The organism is Vibrio sp. B1FLJ16, assembly GCF_905175385.1.
Lineage (GTDB): Bacteria > Pseudomonadota > Gammaproteobacteria > Enterobacterales > Vibrionaceae > Vibrio.
In genome coordinates this window covers 76,149-98,194 of the sequence record NZ_HG992749.1, presented here as the reverse complement: position 1 = coordinate 98,194, position 22,046 = coordinate 76,149, and the positions used below count along the sequence as shown (strand labels likewise).

24 protein-coding genes are annotated in these 22,046 nt (G+C 44.9%); 12 read left to right on the top strand and 12 right to left on the bottom strand.

What is annotated here, in order from left to right:
- Nucleotides 1-2: 2 nt before the first annotated feature.
- Entirely contained in the window at nucleotides 3-251 is a 249-nt protein-coding gene (locus KHN79_RS00480; protein WP_182009900.1) for a hypothetical protein, read from the bottom strand.
- A gap of 483 nt (nucleotides 252-734) precedes the next feature.
- On the opposite strand from KHN79_RS00480, the gene KHN79_RS00475 reads away from it, so the two are divergent.
- Entirely contained in the window at nucleotides 735-1,166 is a 432-nt protein-coding gene (locus tag KHN79_RS00475; RefSeq protein WP_005466482.1) for a PA2169 family four-helix-bundle protein, read from the top strand.
- A 115-nt stretch (nucleotides 1,167-1,281) separates the two neighbouring features.
- Nucleotides 1,282-1,680: a hypothetical protein gene (locus tag KHN79_RS00470; RefSeq protein ID WP_182009901.1), complete on the top strand. Its 399-nt coding sequence runs from the start codon at nucleotides 1,282-1,284 to the stop codon at nucleotides 1,678-1,680.
- Between the two features lie 94 nt (nucleotides 1,681-1,774).
- Here KHN79_RS00470 and KHN79_RS00465 read toward each other — a convergent pair whose 3' ends face one another.
- The 5 genes from KHN79_RS00465 to KHN79_RS00445 all read right to left on the bottom strand — a co-directional run bounded on the left by KHN79_RS00465 (nucleotide 1,775) and on the right by KHN79_RS00445 (nucleotide 4,949).
- Nucleotides 1,775-3,412 (bottom strand): diacylglycerol kinase family protein, encoded by a 1,638-nt coding sequence (locus KHN79_RS00465; protein WP_182009902.1) that lies wholly within the window; start codon nucleotides 3,410-3,412, stop codon nucleotides 1,775-1,777.
- Between the two features lie 34 nt (nucleotides 3,413-3,446).
- Nucleotides 3,447-3,878 (bottom strand): hemerythrin domain-containing protein, encoded by a 432-nt coding sequence (locus KHN79_RS00460; RefSeq protein ID WP_182009903.1) that lies wholly within the window; start codon nucleotides 3,876-3,878, stop codon nucleotides 3,447-3,449.
- A 91-nt stretch (nucleotides 3,879-3,969) separates the two neighbouring features.
- Complete coding sequence (locus KHN79_RS00455; protein ID WP_140257017.1) at nucleotides 3,970-4,167, bottom strand: hypothetical protein; 198 nt, start codon at nucleotides 4,165-4,167, stop codon at nucleotides 3,970-3,972.
- Between the two features lie 8 nt (nucleotides 4,168-4,175).
- A complete protein-coding gene (locus KHN79_RS00450; protein WP_156216655.1) occupies nucleotides 4,176-4,352 on the bottom strand; it encodes a DUF1328 domain-containing protein in 177 nt (58 codons plus the stop codon).
- A 45-nt stretch (nucleotides 4,353-4,397) separates the two neighbouring features.
- Nucleotides 4,398-4,949 carry a BON domain-containing protein gene (locus tag KHN79_RS00445; protein ID WP_005496656.1) on the bottom strand — a complete coding sequence of 184 codons (552 nt, stop codon included), beginning with the start codon at nucleotides 4,947-4,949 and terminating at the stop codon, nucleotides 4,398-4,400.
- 433 nt (nucleotides 4,950-5,382) lie between these two features.
- Between KHN79_RS00445 and KHN79_RS00440 the strand changes: the two genes are divergently transcribed.
- A complete protein-coding gene (locus KHN79_RS00440) occupies nucleotides 5,383-6,726 on the top strand; it encodes a sigma-54 dependent transcriptional regulator (RefSeq protein ID WP_182009904.1) in 1,344 nt (447 codons plus the stop codon).
- Between the two features lie 88 nt (nucleotides 6,727-6,814).
- Here KHN79_RS00440 and KHN79_RS00435 read toward each other — a convergent pair whose 3' ends face one another.
- A complete protein-coding gene (locus tag KHN79_RS00435; RefSeq protein ID WP_182009905.1) occupies nucleotides 6,815-8,008 on the bottom strand; it encodes an NAD(P)/FAD-dependent oxidoreductase in 1,194 nt (397 codons plus the stop codon).
- A 641-nt stretch (nucleotides 8,009-8,649) separates the two neighbouring features.
- Between KHN79_RS00435 and KHN79_RS00430 the strand changes: the two genes are divergently transcribed.
- From KHN79_RS00430 to KHN79_RS00420, 3 genes are all read left to right on the top strand, one after another.
- Nucleotides 8,650-10,116 carry a methyl-accepting chemotaxis protein gene (locus tag KHN79_RS00430; protein ID WP_244812624.1) on the top strand — a complete coding sequence of 489 codons (1,467 nt, stop codon included), beginning with the start codon at nucleotides 8,650-8,652 and terminating at the stop codon, nucleotides 10,114-10,116.
- Between the two features lie 104 nt (nucleotides 10,117-10,220).
- Nucleotides 10,221-11,384, top strand: coding sequence for a hypothetical protein (locus KHN79_RS00425; RefSeq protein ID WP_182009907.1), 1,164 nt, complete (start codon nucleotides 10,221-10,223; stop codon nucleotides 11,382-11,384).
- A gap of 10 nt (nucleotides 11,385-11,394) precedes the next feature.
- Nucleotides 11,395-11,805: a phosphate ABC transporter substrate-binding protein gene (locus KHN79_RS00420; RefSeq protein WP_182009908.1), complete on the top strand. Its 411-nt coding sequence runs from the start codon at nucleotides 11,395-11,397 to the stop codon at nucleotides 11,803-11,805.
- A gap of 79 nt (nucleotides 11,806-11,884) precedes the next feature.
- On the opposite strand, the gene uspB is transcribed toward KHN79_RS00420, so the two are convergent.
- Together uspB and ftnA are read right to left on the bottom strand one after the other, a co-directional pair.
- Nucleotides 11,885-12,208, bottom strand: coding sequence for a universal stress protein UspB (uspB, locus tag KHN79_RS00415; RefSeq protein ID WP_182009909.1), 324 nt, complete (start codon nucleotides 12,206-12,208; stop codon nucleotides 11,885-11,887).
- 90 nt (nucleotides 12,209-12,298) lie between these two features.
- A complete protein-coding gene (gene ftnA / locus KHN79_RS00410; protein ID WP_182009910.1) occupies nucleotides 12,299-12,826 on the bottom strand; it encodes a non-heme ferritin in 528 nt (175 codons plus the stop codon).
- Nucleotides 12,827-12,982: 156 nt separating this feature from the next.
- Between ftnA and uspA the strand changes: the two genes are divergently transcribed.
- The 4 genes from uspA (at nucleotide 12,983) to KHN79_RS00390 (ending at nucleotide 16,234) form a co-directional block, all read left to right on the top strand.
- Nucleotides 12,983-13,408, top strand: a complete 426-nt coding sequence (uspA, locus tag KHN79_RS00405) for a universal stress protein UspA (RefSeq protein ID WP_182009911.1) — start codon at nucleotides 12,983-12,985, stop codon at nucleotides 13,406-13,408.
- Nucleotides 13,409-13,471: 63 nt separating this feature from the next.
- Nucleotides 13,472-14,365, top strand: coding sequence for a carboxylate/amino acid/amine transporter (locus KHN79_RS00400; RefSeq protein ID WP_182009912.1), 894 nt, complete (start codon nucleotides 13,472-13,474; stop codon nucleotides 14,363-14,365).
- Nucleotides 14,366-14,570: 205 nt separating this feature from the next.
- Nucleotides 14,571-15,095 (top strand): DUF6795 domain-containing protein, encoded by a 525-nt coding sequence (locus KHN79_RS00395; RefSeq protein WP_182009913.1) that lies wholly within the window; start codon nucleotides 14,571-14,573, stop codon nucleotides 15,093-15,095.
- Nucleotides 15,095-16,234 carry a lipase family protein gene (locus tag KHN79_RS00390; RefSeq protein WP_182009914.1) on the top strand — a complete coding sequence of 380 codons (1,140 nt, stop codon included), beginning with the start codon at nucleotides 15,095-15,097 and terminating at the stop codon, nucleotides 16,232-16,234. The genes KHN79_RS00395 and KHN79_RS00390 overlap by 1 nt, the downstream gene beginning before the upstream one ends.
- A gap of 135 nt (nucleotides 16,235-16,369) precedes the next feature.
- Here KHN79_RS00390 and KHN79_RS00385 read toward each other — a convergent pair whose 3' ends face one another.
- A complete protein-coding gene (locus tag KHN79_RS00385; RefSeq protein ID WP_182009915.1) occupies nucleotides 16,370-16,945 on the bottom strand; it encodes a hypothetical protein in 576 nt (191 codons plus the stop codon).
- 183 nt (nucleotides 16,946-17,128) lie between these two features.
- Complete coding sequence (locus KHN79_RS00380; protein WP_182009916.1) at nucleotides 17,129-17,908, bottom strand: class I SAM-dependent methyltransferase; 780 nt, start codon at nucleotides 17,906-17,908, stop codon at nucleotides 17,129-17,131.
- 121 nt (nucleotides 17,909-18,029) lie between these two features.
- Here KHN79_RS00380 and asnC point away from each other — a divergent pair, with 121 nt between their 5' ends.
- Entirely contained in the window at nucleotides 18,030-18,494 is a 465-nt protein-coding gene (gene asnC / locus KHN79_RS00375; RefSeq protein ID WP_182009917.1) for a transcriptional regulator AsnC, read from the top strand.
- A 75-nt stretch (nucleotides 18,495-18,569) separates the two neighbouring features.
- On the opposite strand, the gene prlC is transcribed toward asnC, so the two are convergent.
- The gene (gene prlC, locus KHN79_RS00370) at nucleotides 18,570-20,612 is read right to left on the bottom strand and encodes an oligopeptidase A (protein WP_182009918.1); all 2,043 of its coding nucleotides are present in this window, start codon (nucleotides 20,610-20,612) and stop codon (nucleotides 18,570-18,572) included.
- Between the two features lie 407 nt (nucleotides 20,613-21,019).
- Between prlC and KHN79_RS00365 the strand changes: the two genes are divergently transcribed.
- Entirely contained in the window at nucleotides 21,020-21,859 is an 840-nt protein-coding gene (locus KHN79_RS00365) for a 23S rRNA (adenine(2030)-N(6))-methyltransferase RlmJ (RefSeq protein WP_182009919.1), read from the top strand.
- Nucleotides 21,860-22,046 lie beyond the last annotated feature (187 nt).

Sequence of the window (22,046 nt, the reverse complement as noted above, 5' to 3'; positions counted from 1 at the left end):
ACCTATTTGATGAGCTTAGAGACAGCCCAACCCGCCAGGAATGCACAACCGATACTCAACAGCGGACGCTCTTTAATGACGTTTTCTGCGGATTTGGTCGCTTGTTGAATGTTCTCCGCGCCAACTTCCAGCTTTTCTTTGGCATGTTCTTTCATTGCGCCAACCGCTTCGGAAGTGGCTTGCCCTGCAAGGTGATACGCTTCTTCAAATTGCTCTTGAGGTTTTACTGCGCTTTCTTTTGTATTAGTCATAACTAGCCTCCAATGATTGAGATTACCTTGGATTAAGCGGTTGTGATTCCGCTGATAAGTAATCTGATAAAAGTGAATTTTTTTCGTTTCCTCATGAGTGATACAGCGATTACCATGCCAAGTTGATAAGTCATTGTTTTTATTGAAATAGAACTCAAATATCTTCAGCCATTGCAAAATGACCTGTAATTATTTCCTTTGAATGGATTCTTATTTGTAATTTTTTCTTATTCCCCACAAGCAATCACGCGCAATAAATAACCACCTCCATTCTTACTCCTTATATTGTCTGGCATCACTCACATTCAATATTCATGGCATACAAAATGCTAGATATAAAATGCCACGTGATAAATATTGGTCATATTTAATGACTAAGTCGTTGCAATATAAATTGCACTTAAACACTGCAATAAAGTATCCGCAGTAAAATTGCACTTAAACACTGCAATAAAGTATCCGCAGTAAAATAAAGGAGAAGATATGAGAAATGAAAACATCGCCTCAATCATTGAGCTTATTCACAGCGGTAATGATATTTACAAGAAAGCGATTGATAACATCGACAACACATCGCTAAACCATGTATTGCAGGATCTGGTTCATGTACGAGAACACGCCGCATTAGAGTTGAAGCCTTATGCGATTGCGAATCCTCAAACTGCCGACGACACGCCCGTGTCTTACACCATCAAGGCACGCGAAGTGTACAGTGATGTAATGAAAGAAGTGTCGTCAGACAAAGAATCGATGTACTTGGAACAGCTCGAAGGCGTGGAAAGTAAGGTATTGAAAGAGATCGAAAACGTCATCACCGCGCAGCCAGAGCAAGCAGATAATGCCGTGCTACTCAAAGTGCGCAGTGACATCAAAAGCTGTAAAGAAAAACTCAGCAACATTAGCCTGATCAGCTAATCGATAAATAACCCTAAAAAGAATGGTCAACATTATTGGCCATTCTTATTCAGAACCATTGATGAATATTCACACATTCCAAAGCATAATGCTGAAATACTGAAAAGAGGTCAGTATGACATTGAATAATACGCGAGTAAGGGAATTACTCATTAAAATGGCGCACCATCGCCAAACGTGTTTACCGCTTGTCGATCCTCATTCACATATGAATATTGCTCGATCAGCCTATCGGTTCGTTAAAATAGAAAAAGTGATGATCAAAAAAATGGTCGACCTGTTTTTTGATCAAAATGGCGACGACTTTATCGCAGAACACGCCAACAAAACGGGAATTGCTACTCTCGGTAATTATAAAGAGATGCATTTTATGAATGCGCAATTACTGAGTGAGTTAAAACAGCTCCTCCGAGAGTTGGATGATGCCAACTTAACAGCGCTGGTCTCGTACTGGGTGGCGGCGTTGCAAGTCGAAAACGACGAGCTGGAAAAACATCTACCCCAAGGTGAGTAGCTCTGCTCACCTTTTTCCCTTCGCTTTACCTTCTCTATTTTTGCCCTCCGATCTTTTGCTTTGTCTACTCTACTCGCGATCGTCTTCACCGGCGTTAACCGGGAACAAACACATTGAGCGACTGGGGACGAATCTTGATCTCTAAACGACGGTCAGAATAGAGCTCACCGTCAATGACGTAGTCAACCGGCGTATCAGCAGTAATCGTCACCCCCGTTGCGCTCGCATACTGAAACTGATTCGACTCATCCTGTGCGCCGACGCTGGTTAAAGTTAGATCCGACAATGCCACTAGGCGTCCACCCAGCGACTGAGTATTATCAAGGTAGGTAATGTGCAGTTTCCCATCATCTGGCTGCGGCACGTCACCACCTTGCGCTAACACGGTACTGAATGGCGCGATGTTGGCAACGACGAAGCTGTGTACTTCCATCTCCTGACTCTTCCATCCTTGTTCACTCACCGCCTGCCCTTCTAGGCTTACTTGCAGACTTTGCACCTCTTCGGAAATAACGGCGTTAAAAAAGCCCGTTAAATATGCCAGCTGCCCAAAAGCATTTTTCTCTTCACGATGCGCGTGTTCAATCATCTTCTGTTCCAAGCCAATACCCAGCACCAACAGTATCAAACGCTGATTACATTGTGCGGTGTCTATGCGTTGGCAATGGCCTGTGAGAATGGCTTCACACGCTTTTTCAACCGGTGATAGTTTCACGCCGATGCCATACAGCACATGGCACAACGCATTCGCCGTCCCCAGCGGTATGATACCGAGCTTGATGTCCGTGCCGACCAGTTGGCTCGCCACTTCGGTCACCGTGCCATCGCCACCAGAGACTATCACTTGGTTCACACCACTTTGTTCAGCTTGCAGAGCGAGGCTTTCTGCACTGGTGGTTTCGTCCGTTAGGTGAATACTGAGACGATATTTTTTGGTCAACTCACGAATCACATGCTGTTCGTATTGCTGCCATTTCCCGCCGCCCGCGACAGGGTTCACCACCATCCAGGTCGGCTCATCGAGTGTTAGCACGCCTTTCTCGCTGATCGCGCGCAGGGTTTTGATCTGCAAGTTATTGAGCCTTGCGGTGCTGCGCACGCTGTTGATTTTCTGCATCACCGATTCCACCGAGAGCGATGGGTCTTTACTTAGCAAATAAGCCGCCACCACAAACACCGAACGGCCACGCCCAAGCGCGCAATGCACAACCACAGAGCGCCCGCAGGCGATTTGAGTATCAATCCAATTAATCGCATGACGTAAGCGCTCCAAGGTCGGCGCTTTATGATCCAGCACGGGAATAGAAAGGTAATTGAATTGCTTGTCAGTCATGGCGCTTTCTAAACCTGCGAACTCCGCCGTGACATCAACAATGCAGGAAATGTCGTGAGAGTCGAGAAACTCTAAATCGCTCGGGAACAAGCGCCGAGAGAGGTAAAGATTTTCGCTGACTTGCTGAATGGGAGGGACGGTATCGCGCCGCCTCTCCCAGGCATTGTAGGCTTTCGCCCCAAGTAAGAAGGGAATGAATGCCCAGCGAATCCACCAGACAATTTTTCCGTCTTGGCTTTTTCTAAAGATGGACGGGAAATCAAACAAATAAGCCGCACTAACTAACGCCAAGGACAGCGAAACCCAAAGCAGCAGTAAACTCACTACGATTTGAGGTATGTAGATAGCAGCAAGCAACGCAACCAGCGCGCCAAGTAGGTAATATTTGACGATGAACATTCGACCTCCTTAATCCTTAGCGATGAGATAACGCTTAGCTGGCCATCGCTTCGATATAATCATTAGCCAACTGTTGTTTTTGTTTGTCGGACATCACCTTACCTGCCATTTGGAAAAAGCGTTGCTCTTCCTCTTCCAAATGGTGCAGTACCTTATGACGCAGTGTTTTCATATGCATAAGCCAAACGGGCGAGCTCCAAGCGGTGTCATCCAACTGAGCGATCACTTTGTCGATGGCGTGGTGCTCAGCAATACCGTGACGTGTCATATCGATCGTCTTATCGCTCTCAATCAGCGGTGCGTAAAAGTAACGCTCTTCAGCGGCGGCATGTTGCTCAAGCTCGTGCTTTAGGTCGCGATAAAACTCTCGACGAGTTGGGGAATCTCCGGATGTTTCCATCAATGCATCCAGCAAAAGGCGCTGTTTTTCATGACTTTCTTTTAGCACATCGAATATGTTCTTCATCTCTGACTCCTTATCGGATTAAGAATAGTTGGTAAAACAAAGGGCGGTTATCACGCCGCCCTTTTTTGCTGTTGGTGGATGAGGTGAACGCTTAACACTCTTTGTCTTCCGCGTTCAGATTCTCTTTAAGGTTTTCACAACCATCTTCAATGGCGTTTTGCGCTTCTTCCGCAGTCTCATCCAATTTTTTGCCCGCTTTTTCCATTGGCCCTTCATCACTACACGCCGCTAAAGCAAACACCAATCCAAATACTGCGGCGATACGATAAATAAATGACGTAACTCGCATGCTAACTCCTATCTATTTACGTTTTTCTTTCCAAGTATCACAAATACTATTGATACAATTAATGACAACAGGAACAGATAAAATATCACTTGCGCGACAGTTGCGGCGGCACCGGCAATACCACTAAATCCGAGCACCGCTGAAACAAGAGCCAAGGCAAGGAAAATAAACATCCAACGAACCATGGTGTTGTCTCCTTATTTTTTTAAGTGAAAGCTCAATATCAGTTATTACTGAACAACTTCAAGCTTATCGACAACCTTATTTACATCGTTGGTATTATTTGCAATCGATAATGCCAGATCGTGCTCGGCATCTGAGTTCACTTTACCGGTTAAGGTTACGGTTTTATTTTCTGTGGTAACATCAATGTCTGTACCACTAACGCTGGTATCCATCAGTAAACGAGTTTTCACAATAGTAGTAATTTTTGAATCCGTTAATGCAGCAAATGCATCAGAATCGGCATCTTGTTTATTTTCACTCACTACCGTTAGCTCGTTATTTACTTTTTTCACACCATCAAGGCCTGAAACCAACTCTTCTGCCAGCGACTTTTCCAAATCGTTATTGACCGAACCTGTTAGCGTAACTACCTGATTTTCAACATCAGTGTTGATATCAAAAGAGTTCAGGTTGCTGTTGAGCAGTAAGGTGGTTTCTGCTTTACCATCTAGCCAAGCGTCCATGGATTCTTTTTCCCATTTATCACTGGCTAATACTGCGGTAGATGACGTTGCAAGAACTGAAGTAAGTACAATTTTAGCTGCGATGTTATTCATGGTAATTCTCCTATATTGACGTTGCAGTTCTAATAGAGCAAAGCATGTGCCAACTTTATAAGTAACTATTTTTAAAGAGTTTATTTAAAAACAGCCATTATATTTAAGATGAGAAAGAAATCATTCGTGAATAATTTACACAGAAGAAATGTAATTTTTAATCATTGAAAAAGAAAAGATAAATAGAGAAGAAATATCACCTCGTCCTTTCTTTTACTTTTGTACGCAAAGACCATCAGGAGAGATTAATTTCTAAGGATTACAATTCCACACAACAAATAAGGAAAGAAAAACGTTTCAGATATTTAACTTTCTGTTGCTCTCACTATATTAATAACCAACCAGATTCTAAACAGACTTTGACAATATTTTGTCTTGTACAGTTCAAATAATACACGTACATTGTTTCTGTTATAGTGAAGAGGACATTTCTATGTCACTGCCAAGCCTGTTTCTAAGAATACAAGACCCCACCCTCAAAGAGGCTATCGCTTCTTGTCAGGAATTACATAAGTTCCGTTTGTATGACACCGAAACGGACGATGATTGGATTGATCACTTCGTCGACATTCAACCGGACGTCGCGATTGTCGAAGTAGCACATTTCAGTCACGCTGATTACCAGCGACTTTCCGATATCGAAGCCAGTTACGACATGGACTTAATCATCATCAGTTCAGGCGCGCCTAACGAGAACCTCGATAAGCTGATGAACCTAGGTGCCATTTTTCACTACAGAAAACCCGTCGACCTCACTATCCTGTCTGATACGCTGATCGAAGTGAGCGAGTATTATCAACACAAGCAAGAGCAAGGACGTAAAGTCGCCACCAGCGATTTGGATCAGTTTGGCTTGCTAGTTGGTTCATCTTCTCCAATGCATCAGCTGTATCGCATGATTCGCCGAGTCGCGAAAACCGAAGCCAACGTGTTGATTGTCGGAGAAAGTGGCTCAGGTAAAGAGCTTGTGGCGCAAACCATCCACCTCGCCAGTGAACGTAAGCAGCAACCTTTTATTGCCATCAACTGTGGTGCCATTAGCCCGGAGCTGGTCGACAGCGAACTGTTTGGCCACGAAAAAGGCTCGTTCACTGGTGCGAATAAAACTCACCAAGGGGTATTTAAGCAAGCCGAAGGCGGCACGCTGTTTTTGGATGAAATTACTGAGATGCCAATCGAGCATCAAGTGAAACTGCTACGCGTGCTAGAAACTGGTGAATACCGCCCAGTGGGCAGTAATACCGTCCACATCGCCAATACCCGCATCGTCGCAGCGACCAACCGCGATCCTAAAGACGCGATCGAAGAACAATTTCTGCGTGAAGACCTATTTTTCAGGCTATCGCACTTCCCGCTAACCGTTCCACCATTGCGCGAACGCAGCGGAGACATCGTAGGATTAGCCAAACACTTTATTGCGCACCGCAACGCTAACGAATCCAAAACCAAGACGATTCTCGACTCGGCAATCCAAAAAATCGCTATTCACGATTGGCCTGGCAACGTTCGAGAACTCAAACACACTATCGAGCGTGCGTTCATTCTCGCCGACGATACTATTAAAGATGAACATCTGATTTTCGATACGCCGCCACTAGAAACTGGCACCCAACTAGAAGATATGGTGCCTGCTGGCGTATCGTTAGAAGAGTTGGAAAAGGCCGCTATTCTCAATACGCTTGAAGAGAATCAAGGCAACAAAACGGAATCGGCTCAGGAGCTTGGGATCAGCGTTAAAACGCTGTACAACAAGCTCGAAAAGTATCAAGACGAGTAAATAACCACCGCAAATAGAAAAAGAGCACTAAATTGAATTCAGTGCTCTTTTTTCATCGTCTCTTTCTATCTTGGTATGCAGCGCTTTATTACACCCACTGACCTGCCACAAAGCCACTCGACCAGCACCATTGGAAGTTATAGCCACCTAACCAACCGGTAACGTCCATCACTTCTCCGATGAAGTACAAGCCTTTGATGTTTTTACATTCCATGGTTTTAGAAGATAGATGATCAGTATCCACACCACCCAAAGTCACTTCCGCTGTACGATAACCCTCGGTACCGTTAGGTGCCACATGCCAGTTCTCTAAACGCTCAACTATGCTTGCGAGCTCCTTCGGGTTGAGCTGCTTGAGGGGTTTGTCCGTCAGCTCTTTGCGCTCAATCAGTACTTCCACTAAACGCTTTGGCAGCACTTTTGCCAGAGTATTCTTCAGCGATTGATTAGGATGTTTCTCAAGGCTTCGCTCCAGTAGAAGCGCAATGTCTTCATTAGGCACCAGATTGACAGAAACTTTTTGTCCTGCCCGCCAGAATGAAGAAATTTGCAAAACCGAAGGGCCGGACAGGCCGCGGTGAGTAAAAAGCAGCGCTTCTTTGAACATGGTGCCGTCTTCTGCGGTAATTTCCGCAGGTACTGCTATACCAGACAGCTCAGCGAAGTCCTCTTTGTCTTCTTTGTGTAACGTAAAAGGAACCAGCCCTGCCGTGGTTGGAATAACGGGAATACCAAACTGCTCCGCAACTTTATAGCCAAATGGCGTCGCACCGAGCTTTGGCATCGACAGACCGCCGGTTGCAATTACCAGAGATGTACATTCCACCACTTCAGTACCCGCATGCAGTGTGAAGCCAGTGTCCTTCTGTTCAATTGAGTGAACATCACACTGATAGCGCTGCTCAATATTTGGCATATCACATTCGGCCAGCAGCATTTTGACGATGTCTTTGGCGGTAAACGCATCCACACAGAACAACTGACCATGATCGCGCTCTTCAAATTCAATACCGTGTTTGCTGACCAAGGAGATGAAGTCCCAGTTGGTATACTGAGAGAGCGCCGATTTAACGAAATGAGGGTTCTGGCATAAGTAGTTATTCGCCGACACGTCATAGTTGGTGAAGTTGCAACGACCACCGCCAGAAATAAGAATCTTACGACCCGGCTTTTTGGCATGATCAAGCACTAATACACTGCGACCACGCTTGCCCGCTTCTGCCGCACACATCAAACCCGCAGCACCCGCGCCAATAACTACAACATCAAATTTCTTACTCATCGGTAACTCTTATACTTAGGGCTTGGCAACAGCAAATAAAAAAGGATGTGCTCAATGCACATCCTTGCTTTGTTTAAGCGATATTCTACCGAGAAATGTTTTCTGGGAAAAGCGCTTAAATTCCAGACTAAATCAACAACGTTTTCCATCCATTTAAACACGGGTCAATCAGGTGGTAGCTTTATGGGTGCCCCGAAAAGTCGTCACGGCCAACTCAAAGCATTGCTAAACGAGGAAAAATTATAATTTCATAAGATACGTCTGACTGACTATGGTAAGCGCATGGACAAATATCAAATAAATATAAAATCAAAGTTCATTTATCGGCCATACAAGTCGCTTTAAAACAGAGGGTACATTTCGTCTAAATTGCAAACAGAACAAATACTGATTTGCCTTAATTATTGATGAGTGTAATATATTCAGGGCAATTATATATCTCACTAATTAGAACATAAGCATTTATTCTGCTTTATAGAAAAGGATGTCTACGCATGTTGTCACTGTCTATTCGGGGAAAAGTGCTTGCCCTATGTCTACTATCCTTGTTCGGCTTTTCTAGCATATTATCCATAAGCGGCTCGACACTAACGAACAACACCGAACAAGTTCGTGACATCAACGAGTTATATTACCCGGTCATGAACTCCGCATCGCTTAACTCGATCCTGCTTTCCCAACTTGCGGAACGCTTCAATCTTGCAGTGACATTAGGTGACGAAGAGTTGCTTGAACTGAATCGATCTACTCTTGACAAGATCAACGCTAACTTTGCATTACAGGCAGACCTGCAGCCTGCTCTGCAACAACAAATATCCACCACAGAACAGCTGTTAGAGTCCTACTTCCAAAACACTTATGAGTTAGCACTCGGCATGATCGATGGTGACCTTGACTTAACTGCAGCAGCCGAAAAAGCGGAAGCAAATAATAAGCAACTGGAATTACTTACCAATGAAATGCAGCTTTTTTCTAAAGCTCGTATTAGCGAATTTGAAACTTCAGTCAATGAGTTAGAAGAAGATAATGTTTCAGCGACACAGCTGATGATGGTGCTGGGTGCGCTCGCGTTGCTGCTGATCGTCGTTATGGGATGGTTTGTCTCGCGTGGAATCCGTGTCGATTTAGGTTCGTTTGCCGATAAGATGCGAGATATTGCGGAAGGCGAAGGCGACCTTACTGTTCGCATCAACCATGATAAAAATGATGAGTTAAAGCCTGTTGTCGACTCCTTCAATGCTTTTGTCGACAAACTACAGCATAATGTCACACAAACCATCGAAAACATAAGTAAACTGGATCAAATTTCAAATACCTTGGTTACATCAAGCCGCGATACTGCGAACTTATCGAGTAATCAATACAAAGCGATTGAAGAAGTCTCCGAATCTCTGAGTCAGTTATTTAGTGCAGCAAGACATATCGCCTCGAATGCGAGTGAAGCGTCCACATCGGCAAACAGTGCCAGTCAAGAAGCGCATAATGGCGAAGTACAGGTCAAAAGCACCATTCAGGCGGTACAGGATCTGACAGAAGAAGTTCGCAATGCCGCTTTGGTTGTTCAGCAATTAGACCAAAACACTCAAAATGCTGGTTCCATTCTAGATTCAATCAGTGCGATTGCAGAACAAACCAACCTGCTTGCTTTAAACGCGGCAATAGAAGCAGCACGAGCGGGTGAGCAGGGCCGCGGATTTGCGGTTGTTGCTGATGAAGTCAGAACGCTTGCGTCACGCACCCAGTCTTCAACTCAGGAGATCCAGACTGTACTGCATCAGCTCCAGGAGCAGACAACGACGGCATCCAATATTATCTCCGAAAGTGCAGCCCGAGCTGAAGAGTGTGTGCAAAAGTCCTTGATTGCAGAACAATCCTTACAACGCATCACCAGTGATGTTTCGGATATTAGCAGCAAAAATGATCTCATTGCCTCTTCAACGGAAGAGCAAGAGCGAGCATCAAGTGAAATTGAAGCCATTGTGGACAACATCCGCAGTATGGCTCAGGGCACCGCAGACAGCGTCGACGAACTTGATGATGTTGCGCAAAACATCAATTCAATTACGGCAAACCTATCGGGATTGACCGGTCACTTTAAGGTGAAATAACCCTCGTACATCCAATTCCACTTGGTCATTCTGGCCAAGTGAGGGTTGTTGCATCTTGAGTTTAGAAAAACACAAAAATAACAATCACAGTAGTGGAGTTCAGAATGAAAAAAACAGTTTTAGCCAGCCTGCTTGCAGCTTCTGCATTTGGCGCTAACGCAGCCAGTCTTGACGGCCTGTCCATTAGTGGGTTTGGCTCCGTAGGTGTGGGCAAATCAGATAACAACATTGGCTATGCTAAATACACGGATGAGAAAGTCGATTGGGAGCAGGAAACACTGGCGGGTCTCCAGTTTGACTTTCAGATTAACGATAGAGCCAAGTTTGTTACCCAGATCGTGGCAAACAGCCGCTACGATTACGAACCAAAAATCGAAATGGCTTACGCATCGTACGATTTTGATCACTTCACAGCTCGCGCTGGTAAGCTTCGTCTGCCTTTGTTCTTCTACTCTGACTACATCGACTTAGGTTATGCCTACCCTATGATTCGTCCGTCGCAAGAGACTTACGAGAACATTGTACTCAAAGGCTACACCGGTGCAGATCTTCTTATTCCTGTTGAATTTGAAAATTCCAGCTTACTTCTGCAGCCTGTAATGGGCATCGCTACTATCGACGAAGATGACTCCAGAATTGGTGAAGTAAAGTTAGATCAAATGTTTGGTCTGTCGGCAAACTGGAACTACGAAGACCTGACGCTTCGGGCTTCTTACTTCATTGCAGAAGCTAACCCAGAGTGTGACGCTTCTGATCTATCGACAACGCAGTGTCAGAAAGCGGCTTTAGTCGGTATTCACGGGCAGGATGGCCAATTTGTCTCACTGGGAATGCAGTATGACAATGGGGACTTCCTGGCTAATGTAGAAGGCACAGATGTACAACTTGATGGTAAGTACAGTGATACACAGTCTGTCTCAGGTCTTTTCGGCTACCGCATCGGTGAGTTTACTCCATACCTGGCTGCAAGCTGGGTGGAGACCACTGACAACGAAGAACGTCCGGAGCCAAGTTTAGCGCTGGCTGCAACTGATCCAACAGCGTATGCACAAACGCTGGGATTAAACCGTCTGATGAACTACGAGCGCATGTCGTACTCAGTGGGCACTCGCTGGGACTTCTACACCAATATGGCGTTTAAGTTCGATGTTACTTTTGCCGATTACCAGGAGACCAGCGGTGGTTTTCAGAGCAACATCGATCAAACGGGTGCGTTCAACGAACAAGACAGTGTTGTTTATTCAGCCCGTCTAGATTTCGTATTCTAAGGAGACCATCATGAAAAAACTGATTACGCTTTTCGCGGCTTCACTGCTGTCTTTTAACGCAATGGCGGGTATGGTTGTCATTGGCAATGTATCCGGCGTCGATGCTTTATCTCAGAGTGATGTAAAGAAACTCTTTTTAGGTAAGAAAACTAAACTAGACAATGGTTCTACTGCTCGTATCGTAGAGCTGGCAGATGGCTCAGCGGGCCGTCTCGCTTTCCATGAATTAACAACAGGGCGCAGCGAATCTCAGCTGCAATCGGCCTGGTCTCGCCTGGTATTTACAGGTAAAGCGGAAGCACCAATTCAGGTTGCAGACTACGCTGGTGTTATCTCTGAAGTATCAGGTAATAGCGACGCTATCGGTTATGTTGAAGAATCCGCGCTGACTGGTGATGTAAAAGTGCTACTAAAGCTGTAACCACCTGAGAAAGTCAAAAAAGCCAGTGCGTGTCACTGGCTTTTTAATATCAACCTCAATGCGACCTTTATGGTAAGTGCTAAAGGATAAAGGCTGCGAGAAGAGTTACACCTAGTAGGGCTGTCGAAAGGACAAACAACTCACGTACGTGCTCACACTTGCTGGTGAAATTCTCATCATGGTGATGATGGTACTCTTTACTCTTAATGTAATGAAATAAACGCACCTGTTTAGTAACGTTTCCATGGGTAGTAAAAAAGCCATTGCCATCCACCTGCTGATACAACAACGGATGAGCTTCACGCATTATGTGAATTAAAGAACGAAGAGTGGTGAGATACCGGATCATATTGACCCCGGTTACTACCATTAGCGCAAATAAGATTGTGTCTCCACTGATCATCTTTTCCTCCCTACACCTTCAACAATGCTCAAGAGAAAAAGACGATCACTGCGATCTCTTTTAACCGCTACTTACTGCGCCGGGACAGCTTTATGTAGCTGGAGCATCCATAATTGAAGATGAACCTTCTTTTGCCATTTGTGCCAGATCTTTGTCAATGAAGAACAGTGCTTTACCATCCTCACCAACCAGTTCGATCTTATCCAAAATCCCTTTAAACAACTTCTCTTCTTCGTGCTGTTCAGCCACGTACCACTGTAGGAAGTTAAACGTTGAGTAATCTTGGCTTGTAAATGCACCATGTGCCAGCTTATTGATTTTTTCCGTGATCATTTGTTCATGTTCATAAGTCTCACGGAATACATCGCCCAGGCTTGCAAAGTCGTGCTTAGGCGCATCGATTGTGCCCAGAATTGGCAGTGCGCCAGTTTCACTTACGTAGGTAAACAGACGTTGCATGTGCTCCATTTCTTCTACCGCATGCTTGCGTAGAAATTCAGCCGCGCCTTCAAAACCCTTGTCTTCACACCAAGCACTCATTTGTAAGTATAGATTGGATGAAAAAAATTCCAGGTTAATTTGATCATTCAATTGATCGACCATAGTTTGAGACAGCATGTTAACTCCTATTTCTATTCATGCGTTTGATATAACTATAACATGATTAGCGATTTAAGACTTTGTACCTACACTATTGATATGGGATCACTTTAGCAAAATTCATCTGAGGTTAATGCTAATCTGAAACTATGACCTTACCAAGGAGATAGCAATATGAGTTACAAACACATACTTGTGGCAGTCGATCTGTCTGATGACAGTAAAGTACTGATTACAAAAGCGGTATCGCTGGCTAAACCTCTGGATGCGAAAGTCTCTTTTATTCACATCGATGTGAACTACGCCGAGCTCTATACTGGCCTTATCGATATCAATATGGCTGAAGCACAACACCAGGCGATGGAAGCATCACGCACACAATTGGCAAACTTTGCAGAATTCGCCGAATACCCTATAGCTCATACTTTGGTGGGCAGCGGTGATTTAAGTCATGAGCTGTGCGATACCATTCAGGATTACAATATTGATTTAGTCGTATGTGGTCATCACCAGGACTTCTGGAGCAAGATTCTCTCTTCGACCAGGCAGCTGATTAACCATTCGCCTGTCGATATGCTGGTCATACCGCTAAAAGACTGATTGGCGGTTTAATAAAACTTGGTTAGACTGCGGCATATTTGTTATTGATAAAAGTTATCATCTATGGCTTATCTATCTGCAGTCACCCTTCTATGGGCATTTTCATTCAGCCTGATCGGCGTTTACCTTGCTGGTCAGGTTGATTCATGGTTTTCAGTATTTATGCGTGTGGCGCTCGCCAGCATCGTATTTATCCCATTCCTGAAATTTCGTGGCGTCAGTAAATCGTTAATCGCGAAACTGATGATCGTCGGCGGCTTCCAGCTCGGGCTAATGTATTGCTTCTACTACCAGTCTTTCTTACTCCTTTCTGTACCAGAAGTACTGCTGTTCACTGTTTTCACCCCTATTTACGTCACGCTGATTTACGACTTACTTAAAGGTCGCTTTTCACCTTGGTATTTGGTCACGGCATTGATTGCTGTCTTAGGTGCAGCGTGGATTAAGTTTGCCGGTATCAACGAAAACTTCCTGCTCGGCTTTTTGGTCGTTCAAGGGGCGAACCTGTGTTTTGCTATCGGTCAGGTTGGTTACAAATACATAATGGAAAAAGAACCTATCGAACTGCCACAGCATACCGTGTTTGGCTACTTCTACCTTGGTGCTTTGTGTGTTGCGACAGTCGCATTTGCATTAATGGGTAACCTCGACAAACTGCCAACTACCGCAACCCAATGGGGTATTCTGACTTACCTTGGCTTGATCGCATCCGGCTTTGGTTACTTTGCATGGAACAAAGGCGCAACCTTAGTCAACGCGGGCGCACTGGCCGTTATGAATAACGCGTTGGTTCCGGCTGGCTTGATTGTCAATATAGTGATTTGGAACCGGGATGTGGACATTACTCGCCTCGCCATTGGCGGTGCAATCATCCTTTTCTCACTGTGGGTGAACGAAACCTGGGTGAAAAAGCGCGTTGAAATGAGCTACGCAAATAAAACAGCCCAAGCAAAATAACTAGGGTATCTTGATCCTAAATAGGCGAACCAATTGGTTCGCCTATTTTGCGATATAGCCCAATAAAATCACAACAGATAATCTCATCATTTTCCTAACTCTTCGAGCATCAGCTAAGTATTTAATCTCAACAGTTATTAAGCATTTCCATTAAAAGATCCACAAAGTAATTTAAGCCTCATTCATTATTAATCTTGGGGCAATTGTGAAAATACTACTATTAATATACACCCTCACCTCTATTTCACTTTTTCCTCTTTTAGTTAAAGCGGACTCAATGAGCATGTTTAAGAAAAGACTTGTCCATTTATGCCCAGAAATAAATGGGCGATTAATGGATGGCGATAAGCCTCTTAGTGGTGTGACTATAGAGCGTGGAATAGCTTACGAAAAAGAATATGTAAGTACTACAACAACTGATAATGAAGGATATTTTTCCTTCCCTGTTCATGAATATGAAACCAGAAAACCTTTACACCCACTAGACGAGCAAAGGGTCATAACTTATATATCAGCGAATATTGACGATGAAGATAAGAAGATTTGGCATTCCGTTATTTTTTCTCTCTCTCCTGTCGAGCAGTTATCCAAAAACTTAAACACTCTTAGTTGTGACATACATTCACCACTTAAAGTGTTTTCTATCAGTTATGGGCTCAATAACGCCATTGAAAGCGACATATACACTATCTGTAATTTACACAATATAAAATATAAAGGATTTTACTAATGAACTCGCTTTCACCCAAATGCGCCCTAGATTTTGCTGATCAAGCTTACGATGTGGAATTTAACTCCAAATTTTTTGAGCCCACTCCCAGATTAGAAAAGCTTTTCAGATTCAACAAAATGTATTTCGAAGCAAAAACAGGAGCGACCTTTAAAAGTCGCAGCTCAAAGTTCGTATTAACTGCAGAAGGAAAACAAAAGGGTAAACATAACGGCAGCTTAGTTTTAGCTTTTCGCGGTACTAACTTTGGCTATGCTGCTGATGTTCTGACTGATTTGCATGTAGATTTAAAAGGAAGTCCCAACGGTTCATTAGCTCATGCAGGATTCATAAACGTATTAGATAGTTTGAAAAGCCAAATATCTCAACATCTTTCAAACTCAATCGGAAAAATAAAAGTGATTCACTGCGTCGGGCATAGTTTAGGCGGAGCTATTGCCTCTATCTGCGCAGATTGGCTTCGCACTAAATATAAAGTTCAAGTATTTCTCTATACTTTCGGGGCTCCGCGGGTTGGCTTAAAGCCATATGCAATTAAGTCCTCTCACTCAAATGTAAAGATCTTTCGCTGCACTAATGGTGCAGATCCCGTACCTATGATCCCACTGTGGCCATTTACCCATGCTCCAATAGATAAACCCGAGTATAGGTTGGACAATTCTTATGGTATCAATTTTACAATGCATAAATTGCATTCAGAAACAGGCTACGTCAAAACATTGAAGTCTGACAATTGGGAACATTTAAATAAAGTCTCATCAAAAACGTTAAGCCGTCCAGAACGTCTGCACTTCCACAATCGTAATCAAGTTACCTTTAGCCAACGTTGGTCTGACAAAATCGCCTCAGCGATTATTACACTACTCAAAGATGCAGGGTATGCTTCTTTGGTTACGGCACAAGGATTAGTGATAGCAGGTATGAGCTTCTATGATCTCATTGCAAGAGCGCTAGAAAAAGTAAGTAAGGCTTCTAAAAAATTGGCGGAGCAAACTAAAGGTCTGCTTGGTCACATGCTCGTTTTTGCAGGAAAAGCCGTCAAAGAAATTACCGACTTGTCATATAAGTTTATAAAGTGGGTATTTGATATTACGGTAACTCGACTATACCGAGCTGCAAGGCTGGCTATTTCCTCTTAATTCATCGTTTCTACTTCTTAAGATAACTAGAGGTTGAAGGTAAAAAGAGAGGCCTAGTCATTAAGTGGGGAGGTTTCTACCAAGAGCAATACTAAACTTAAAAGAATTGCTCTTGGTGGAGAGCGTTATATTTGATCAATGCACTTTAGCTTGTTGGCTGTCACTGATAAAAGCGTTTAGGGGTGTTGGCAACAATACCTCTAACTGGGCATTTCGTTTTTCTAGTTTACGCTGACGCTTGAGCAGTTTTTGCTGCTTTTTGGCCAGTTTAAGCAACTTCTTCTGCTGCTTGTACTGTTTTTTCAGTGCCTTTTTCGCCTTCTTCAACGCTTTCCCATCGGCTAAGTCAAATAGGTCAGGAGCTTTTAAATCAGTCACTGGTGCTGCGACTTTGGCTGCCAGTTTTTTCGCTTTTGCTCTTTCCACCACACGTTTAACGATGGCCGCTTTTTCTGCACTTTGTTCCGGAGTCATTGCAATTGGTTTAGCAGGCAAGGCTTCTGCGAGCAGACCACAGGCTTGATGTTCATGAAGCGATTTATCCTGGCACGCCTGCGGTGGAATCGCAGCAGGTTTGCACAAGGTATTTTTAGAAGCAGAAGAACGTGCGCATGAACGACAGACAAATTTCGGTGCCACGACCAAGCGGTGAATATCACCCAGATTAGCCGCGATCTGCTTGCGGTTCATTTTACATAATCGTTTAGCCATACTTTGACTCCAGATAGCTAAGCATTACTTCACCACAATGTGAAATAATAATAATTCTTACTTAGATATACAGTCAGAATGGCGAATTAGCAAGTGAAAACTGTCGTCACGAATTGCGAAAGCTAGGTAAGCTCACAGCGCCAGAAACAGCGCTGTAATGAGAAAGATTGAAGTGTCAGATAGTTATGACATGGAAGCTTTGACATACACGTCGAAACGGTTCTTTTTGGTTTCTATCGCCATGCTTGGTTTTTTGTCGTGCAACCAATTGGCGTAGTCCGGGCGCTTTACCACTACACGCTTAGTCGCCAATGCCATCGCTGGTTCTAACAGATCGTCCGCATCGAGATCGGCACCAACTAAAGACTGAAATACACGCATCTCTTTTTTGACTAATGCCGATTTCTTTTTGTTTTCCGGATGCGGATACATTGGATCGAGATAAACCACATCCGGCTTCACAAACTCGCTGTCTTGCGCCAGCTTTTCTAGCGCATCATGGCTTGAAGCATGGATCAGCGACATGCGCTCAGACACCCAAGTGCCGATTTCCGGGTCTTGTTTTGCGCGAGCCAGACCGTCATCAAGCAACGCTGCAACAACTGGGTGACGCTCGACCATTTGCACGTTACAGCCTAAAGAAGCCAGTACAAATGCATCTCGCCCTAAACCCGCCGTACCATCGAGTACAGTTGGTGTCGCCCCCTTATTAAGACCGGCTGCTTTTGCGATTGCCTGACCTTTGCCGCCACCGAATTTACGCCGATGCCCCACCGCACCGCCAATCAAGTCTACAAAAATCGCCCCCAACTTAGGCTCATCTACTTTACGCAACTCTAATCGCTCTGCGGTTAGCACCAAAGCAAAGTCGCTGTCGTCAGAATGGGAAAGCTGCCATCGAGTAGCAAGCTCATCAAGATGAGACTGTTGAGACGAGTCTTCACAAATCAATTGCAGTTGCAAAAGGAGGCTCCAATAAAAATCGCGGTAACTGGCGCTGAGTTTACCTCACTACAGGCTTTCTTGCAGTAACTGCGAAGCGGGTTAAAATGAACCGATAACAAAAACCTATGGAACGAATCGTATGAATACGAGCCTGCCGAAACTCGATGATCTCGATCGCGCAATTTTAAAAACCCTGATGGCGGATGCCAGAACGCCCTATGCAGAAATGGCAAAGCAGTTCGATGTCAGCCCTGCCACGATCCACGTGCGGATTGAGAAAATGAAAGCCGCGGAAATCATCGAAGGTACTGAGGTGATCATCAACACCAAGAAACTTGGCTACGACGTGTGTTGTTTTATCGGTATCAACCTCAATGCGGCTCGTGATTACCACTCTGCACTGGAGAAGCTCAATGCGCTCGACGAAGTGGTTGAAGCTTACTACACCACCGGTGCGTACAATATTTTCGTCAAACTGATGTGTAAATCAATTGAAGAGCTGCAATTTGTCCTGATCGACAAGTTGCAGGCGATTGATGAAGTGCAATCGACTGAAACGTTAATCTCATTGCAAAACCCGATCAACCGCAATGTGAATCCATAGTTGACCGTCAACCGCAAAAAGCAGCGGCATTAAAAAGGCCAACCGAATGGTTGGCCTCAATATTAACTTTTGCGCTTACGCAGCAATACCAGAATGACGCAGCAGAGCATCAATTTGTGGCTCACGACCACGGAAGCGTTTAAACAGTTCCATCGGCTCTTCACTGCCCCCCATCTCAAGGATATTGCTCAGGAAGCTTTGACCTGTGTCTTTGTTGAAGATGCCCTCTTCTTCAAAGCGTGAGAACGCATCCGAAGACAACACTTCCGCCCACAAGTAGCTGTAATAACCAGCGCTGTAGCCACCAGCAAAAATATGCGCAAAGCTGTGCGAGAAACGTGCCCACTCAACCGCCGGAACCACCGCTACTTTCTGTTTCACTTCTGCTAGTGTTTCCAGCACTCGCGCACCTACTTCTGGGTCGTATTCGGTATGCAACGTGAAGTCGAACAGACCGAACTCTAGCTGACGCAGGATACCCATTGCCGACTGGAAGTTCTTCGCTGCCAGCATTTTTTCCAGCATTTCTTTAGGCAAAGGCTCACCCGTTTCGTAATGGCCAGAAATGAACGACAGCGCTTCTTCTTCCCAGCACCAGTTTTCCAGGAACTGACTTGGCAACTCGACCGCATCCCAAGGCACACCGTTGATGCCAGATACTGCACCGGTATCTACTTGCGTTAGCATGTGGTGAATGCCATGACCAAATTCGTGGAATAATGTTACTACCTCATCATGGGTAAACAGGGCAGGCTTGTCACCAACCGGACGGTTGAAGTTACAGGTCAGGTATGCAACTGGCGTTTGTAGCTCGCCAGATAACTTAACTCGGCGACCACGGCAGTCATCCATCCACGCGCCGCCACGTTTGTGTTCACGCGCGTAAAGATCGAGATAGAAGCTACCACGCAGGGTGCCTTCAGAATCAAAAATATCAAAGAAACGAACTGACTTGTGCCAGGTATCAACACCTTGACGTTCTTCAACTTTCATCCCGAACACACGGTTCAGCACTTCAAACAAGCCACTCACTACCTTAGATTCTGGGAAGTAAGGACGCAGCTCTTCATCAGAAATCTGGAACAGGTGCTGCTTTTGCTTTTCACTGTAGTAAGCGATGTCCCACACGTTCAGCTCTTCAACGCCGAACTCAGCTTTGGTGAATGCACGCAGCTCTTCAATTTCACGCTCCCCTTGTGGCTTCGCGCGGGTTGCCAGATCATTCAAAAAGCCCAAAACCTGGTCTGGCGTTTCTGCCATTTTTGTTGCCAGTGACTTCTCACTAAAAGTGTTAAAGCCAAGCATACGTGCGATTTCATGACGCAGTTTTAGCTGCTCAGTAATGATCTCTGTGTTGTCCCACTTGCCCGCGTTTGGACCGCGATCAGAGGCACGAGTGACGTACGCTTCGTACACTTCTCGGCGAAGCTCTTGGTTATCACAGTAAGTCATCACAGGTAAGTAAGACGGAATGTCCAGCGTGATCAGATAGCCTTCCAGCTCTTTCGCTTCCGCTGCCGCTTTCGCAGCTGCTAAAGCAGATTCCGGCATGCCCGCTAAGGCTTTTTCATCGGTAATGTGCTTGGTCCAACCCATGGTTGCATCTAACACATTGTTAGAGAACTTAGAGCTTAACTCAGACATGCGTTTGCTGATCTCGCCATAGCGTTGCTGCTCGTCAGATGGCAAGCCAATACCCGACAACTCAAAATCACGCAGTGCATCGGTAATGGTTTTTTGCTGCGCACGGGTCAGGGCTGCGAACTCATCACTGGCTTTAATTGCTTTGTACGCGTCGTACAACCCTTTGTGCTGACCAACCCAAGTGCCGTACTCAGACAAAATAGGCAAGCAGCTGTCGTACGCTTCGCGCAATGCTTCGCTGTTGACCACAGAATTCATGTGACCGACTGGTGACCAGATACGGCTGAGACGATCATCCGTTTCTTCCATCGGCGCAACGATGCTCGCCCAAGTGGGATGCTCGTTATCTTTTAGCACCTCTTCGACTTTGGCGCGGCAATCCGCTATCGCCTGCTCTACCGCTGGTTTGATATGTTCTGGTTTAATTTGCGAAAACGGAGGCAGTTCCGTAAACGTAAGAAGTGGATTAGACATGAATAATTCCTTTTGTGTTTTGGCTGTGTGACTACCTATAAAATAGGTCAACTCAAGGTACAGGAAAGCCAACAACATGGATGAAGAGATATCCGTCCTCTTTCTCTGTGCGGCAATGACCATTGGGTCAGCGAGAGCAACTCTGTCCTTGAGCTTGGTAATTTATGCCTAAGTGAGGCTTTTACTCTATAGGAGGTTCGCACTATTGGAGTACGCACTCTCACTTAGGTTCAATATGTTTAGTAAGTATGGGTGACTTAACGACATTTCAATAGTGATGTGTTCATTCGTTATACAAAGCCAAAGCATAGTCTGCATATTGGCAGTAGTTGGGTATATAATGCTCTTAACTATTTTATCTGACACCACAGACCACACTCAGTCAAAGAGTGTTTCGAGAGTTTAATTTGTTAAGTTACCGCCACAGCTTCCACGCAGGCAACCATGCTGACGTGGTCAAACACATCGTTCAAAGCCTTATCCTTGATGCACTAAAACAAAAAGATAAGCCATTCGTATATCACGATACCCATTCGGGTGTGGGCCGTTACGATCTGACTCACGAGTGGTCTGAAAAAACCGGCGAGTACAAACAAGGCATCGCCCGTATCTGGGATAACCCGAATATTCCTGAAGAAATCAAAAGCTACATCGACTCAGTTAAAGCGCTCAATAATGGTGAAAACCTGCGTTACTACCCTGGTTCTCCTCGCGTGGCCCGAGCTCAGATCCGCGAACAAGACCGTATGGTATTAACTGAGCTTCACCCAGCTGACCACCCGCTACTGGAGCAAGAGTTCCATCGCGATCGTCAGGTAAGCATATACAAAGAAGATGGTTTCCAGCGTCTAAAAGCAAGTCTGCCTCCGCAAGAGCGACGTGGTTTGGTGCTGATTGATCCACCGTACGAGCTGGCGAAAGAGTACCGCGATGTAGTTCGCGCGATTCATCAAAGTTACAAACGTTGGGCAACGGGTATCTACGCTATCTGGTATCCGGTGGTTAACCGCATCGACATTGACGATATGATCGAAGGATTAGAAGCGCTGGGCATTCGTAAGATTCTGCAAATTGAACTTGGCGTCTCACCAGACACCAATGAGCGCGGTATGACTGCATCTGGCATGATCGTGATTAACCCGCCATGGAAACTGGAAAGCCAGATGAAAGAGATTCTGCCGTTCCTACAAGACGCCATCGCGCCTGCAACTGGTCACTGGAAAGTCGACTGGATTGTTCCTGAGTAACACTCATACCAAATCGCCTGAGCGCAGCGACTTTTCGCTGCGCTTTTTTATGCCTCCACTTATTCATTACATCACCATTTATTCTTCTTTCGTTTCTTTCATCGCTATTTGTCATAAGCATTGTCGCTTTTTCCCATTTAGGAATTAGTCAGATTCGATTTATCATAGGCAGAGTTCTTAACAAAAT

Excerpts from the sequence above, each read along its gene's own strand:
- KHN79_RS00480 (WP_182009900.1), bottom strand. The coding sequence starts at position 251 with ATGACTAATACAAAAGAAAGCGCAGTAAAACCTCAAGAGCAATTTGAA.
- KHN79_RS00475 (WP_005466482.1), top strand. The coding sequence starts at position 735 with ATGAGAAATGAAAACATCGCCTCAATCATTGAGCTTATTCACAGCGGT.
- KHN79_RS00470 (WP_182009901.1), top strand. The coding sequence starts at position 1,282 with ATGACATTGAATAATACGCGAGTAAGGGAATTACTCATTAAAATGGCG.
- KHN79_RS00465 (WP_182009902.1), bottom strand. The coding sequence starts at position 3,412 with ATGTTCATCGTCAAATATTACCTACTTGGCGCGCTGGTTGCGTTGCTT.
- KHN79_RS00460 (WP_182009903.1), bottom strand. The coding sequence starts at position 3,878 with ATGAAGAACATATTCGATGTGCTAAAAGAAAGTCATGAAAAACAGCGC.
- KHN79_RS00455 (WP_140257017.1), bottom strand. The coding sequence starts at position 4,167 with ATGCGAGTTACGTCATTTATTTATCGTATCGCCGCAGTATTTGGATTG.
- KHN79_RS00450 (WP_156216655.1), bottom strand. The coding sequence starts at position 4,352 with ATGGTTCGTTGGATGTTTATTTTCCTTGCCTTGGCTCTTGTTTCAGCG.
- KHN79_RS00445 (WP_005496656.1), bottom strand. The coding sequence starts at position 4,949 with ATGAATAACATCGCAGCTAAAATTGTACTTACTTCAGTTCTTGCAACG.
- KHN79_RS00440 (WP_182009904.1), top strand. The coding sequence starts at position 5,383 with ATGTCACTGCCAAGCCTGTTTCTAAGAATACAAGACCCCACCCTCAAA.
- KHN79_RS00435 (WP_182009905.1), bottom strand. The coding sequence starts at position 8,008 with ATGAGTAAGAAATTTGATGTTGTAGTTATTGGCGCGGGTGCTGCGGGT.
- KHN79_RS00430 (WP_244812624.1), top strand. The coding sequence starts at position 8,650 with ATGAACTCCGCATCGCTTAACTCGATCCTGCTTTCCCAACTTGCGGAA.
- KHN79_RS00425 (WP_182009907.1), top strand. The coding sequence starts at position 10,221 with ATGAAAAAAACAGTTTTAGCCAGCCTGCTTGCAGCTTCTGCATTTGGC.
- KHN79_RS00420 (WP_182009908.1), top strand. The coding sequence starts at position 11,395 with ATGAAAAAACTGATTACGCTTTTCGCGGCTTCACTGCTGTCTTTTAAC.
- uspB (WP_182009909.1), bottom strand. The coding sequence starts at position 12,208 with ATGATCAGTGGAGACACAATCTTATTTGCGCTAATGGTAGTAACCGGG.
- ftnA (WP_182009910.1), bottom strand. The coding sequence starts at position 12,826 with ATGCTGTCTCAAACTATGGTCGATCAATTGAATGATCAAATTAACCTG.
- uspA (WP_182009911.1), top strand. The coding sequence starts at position 12,983 with ATGAGTTACAAACACATACTTGTGGCAGTCGATCTGTCTGATGACAGT.
- KHN79_RS00400 (WP_182009912.1), top strand. The coding sequence starts at position 13,472 with ATGGCTTATCTATCTGCAGTCACCCTTCTATGGGCATTTTCATTCAGC.
- KHN79_RS00390 (WP_182009914.1), top strand. The coding sequence starts at position 15,095 with ATGAACTCGCTTTCACCCAAATGCGCCCTAGATTTTGCTGATCAAGCT.
- KHN79_RS00385 (WP_182009915.1), bottom strand. The coding sequence starts at position 16,945 with ATGGCTAAACGATTATGTAAAATGAACCGCAAGCAGATCGCGGCTAAT.
- asnC (WP_182009917.1), top strand. The coding sequence starts at position 18,030 with ATGAATACGAGCCTGCCGAAACTCGATGATCTCGATCGCGCAATTTTA.
- prlC (WP_182009918.1), bottom strand. The coding sequence starts at position 20,612 with ATGTCTAATCCACTTCTTACGTTTACGGAACTGCCTCCGTTTTCGCAA.